The sequence below is a fragment of the Aminobacter sp. P4_H6_2 genome, assembly GCF_056400805.1.
Genome location: NZ_JBFUKO010000732.1, coordinates 1 through 2516 on the forward strand (window position 1 = coordinate 1; position 2516 = coordinate 2516).

Sequence of the window (2516 nt, forward strand, 5' to 3'; positions counted from 1 at the left end):
CGGTAATCCCTGATCGTCGACGCGGCGCGTTGGAGCAGCCGAGCCTGTTCTTGTTCGGTCAATCTGTCAGTCTCATTTGCGGCCCGGATCAACTCGGAGATGAACTCGGCGGCCATGGTTCTCAGCCCAGTTTGGCGGGAAGGGGCAGACTGGAGCATAGCATATGCATATCGCGGGCGAGGAGCTTTCGTTGCTTTTCCTGGTGCTCTTTGCCAGCTAGGGCCATCCCAAGCCCATACGGGCCAAGCAGTAGGCTGGCCGGTATGCTCATTGTTTCTCCAGCCTTGTAGTTCAATGCCTTCGCGCGGATTTGTTCGCACTCCGGCGAGCTCCATTTTGGGTCTTGCGTCGAGAGTGTGGCCGCATACTCGGCGGGCGCCGTCGTACACCCGGCGAAGGCGAACATGGCCATAGTGGCTAGGAGTAGCTGTTTCATCCCCAGGCCCCACAGGCTATCCGTTAAACCGCATCTCGTTGAGCTTAGCTGGCTCGCTTTACGTCCTTGCTATCGTTCTTCGCTCTTGCCAATGCGATGCGTTTCGATTCGATCCGGTCGGCTGCAGCAAGTAGGATTTCGACCACTTCGGCTTTTGTCTTGCTGGCAGGGTTTGCGGCTATTGCTCGTAGGTCGTCAACGATTGTCGGCATTGTGTCTCCTATTCAGGTTGTCACTGTAGAACTGCACACACAGCCCGTCCCAAGGCTACTTCTTCCCGCCCTTATCGAGGATGGACAGCGCGTCGGTCAACAGCTTCACGGCCTTTGCGCGGTCGGCGTCACCGGCCGCGAACGTGCGCTCGACTCGCGGCGGCGCCTCCTGGTGCTGCCTAATTCAGCAGATGCGGTTAGTCGCTCCTGCCCCATAGGTTAGCGCAATGTGAATTGACTCATCAAGGTGCGTGTTCCTATTTCGTTCTCATATCGGAAGAACTCCCTAGGCTCTTCGATCAGCGAGCGCCCGCGCCAGCGTTCTCGGCAATCTGATGCACCGGAACCTCAGGAAGCCAGCATCGGGCGAAGGACTCGTCCACGTCAGTGGTCAATGGAGTGAAGGCCGAGACGACGAAGCCTCGTGCCGAAGCTGAGCGTATTCGATGCGATTGCGTCCTCTCTCCTTGGCAACCTGCATCTGGTGATCGGCTGCAACAAGCAGATTGTCGACAGTGGTCTCTGTGTCGAACAGAACGGCTCCGACGCTGACGGTCACAGACCAATTCGACCCGCTGGGTTCCAAGCGCGCTTCGGTTACGGCATGTCGAATGCGTTCCGCGACTTTCTCGGCATTCTCTTGGGTGGCGCCGGGCAAGTACACTCCGAATTCATCACCGCCGATGCGACCGACCAGATCGCCGCCTCGCACCGACGCGCGGATTGTTTCCGCAATGACTCTGAGCGCGTGATTTCCGGCATTATACCCTATGTGCTCATTGATCCTTCTCATATGGTCGATGTCTATCACCAGCAGCGCGCCCTTTCGCGGCCCGGTCCCCGGGTGGAAGACGTCGATCGCGGCCGAAAAAAGCGGTCCATTGAGACATGAGGTGAGGCTATCATGCGCAAGTTCCTGAGCGTATTTCTGCCTGAGCGACAAATTCTCGTTGAGCTTCAGGCTCAGCAGGGCAAGCAGTGGCGCGATAAACATGAGCGGGAGGATGAAAGCGTTCAGCAGGTCTCGCCCAAACGTGTCGGCGTCGGCGCCCCCGAAAATCAGGAATTGCAAGGCCAGCGAGATGACCACATATGCGAGACTGCCGGCCACCGTCAGAAGCGTAACGTGAACCCACTTGTGAAGTGCTATTGCGGTAAGCTTGTCCAGCATTCGTCCTCGCGACTTCGAGCTTCTATCGGATGAGCCCGATTACCTTCGGCATATCTGACAGGGTCACGCAGGGACAGGCGCTTCGACCGAGCAATCACAATTGCGAGCGTGATCGTTAAGAAGTCCTTTATGAAAGCCAGCGCATTTTGCAGCCAAGTGGGGTCACTTGGCGTCAGCAAGAAAGCGCAAAGTCAAAGCGTTAGAGCGTCCTTGTGTTTCCATCCGGATGCACGGCGCTGCTAGGAGCAATCGACATTCATCGATCGGGCGTGGCGCGAGCCGGATTTCTGCTCCGAGGAGGCGAAAAGCCCTTGTGGTGGTCGACACCACGGCCCACCCGCATGGCGCCATATTCGCCAATTGCAGGGTTGGCATAGCGAGACAAGGCGATGACGCCAGCATGTTCACTTTCGACCATCTTGGCCGCGGGGGCTTTTGCGTTTGGGGAATTGGGAAAAGGCTCGCGGTGACTGCTGTCAGGCTGAAGGCCTTGGCAGGAGGCCTCGGATTTCACCAAGCAGGGTCCGTACGGCATCGTATCGCATGGCTTCATGTGACCACAGCCTATCGAAGTCGGCCGCTCCGTTCTCCACATCAATGCTCAATCGCCCTGTGGAATCAGGGCATTGTGAAGGAGACAGCTGGTATCGCTTGCAACCTCAATCCATGATTGTGCAGGGCGGACGCAACCAAGGAG

At 57.6% G+C, this 2516-nt stretch carries 2 protein-coding genes; both read right to left on the reverse strand.

All coding sequences use genetic code 11. From position 1 onward, the window contains the following. Positions 1–480 precede the first annotated feature (480 nt). Positions 481–648 carry a hypothetical protein gene (locus tag AC1DUU_RS29325; protein ID WP_476786839.1) on the reverse strand — a complete coding sequence of 56 codons (168 nt, stop codon included), beginning with the start codon at positions 646–648 and terminating at the stop codon, positions 481–483. Positions 649–1039: 391 nt separating this feature from the next. Further along, a complete protein-coding gene (locus AC1DUU_RS29330) occupies positions 1040–1819 on the reverse strand; it encodes a GGDEF domain-containing protein (protein ID WP_476786840.1) in 780 nt (259 codons plus the stop codon). Positions 1820–2516: the final 697 nt, after the last annotated feature.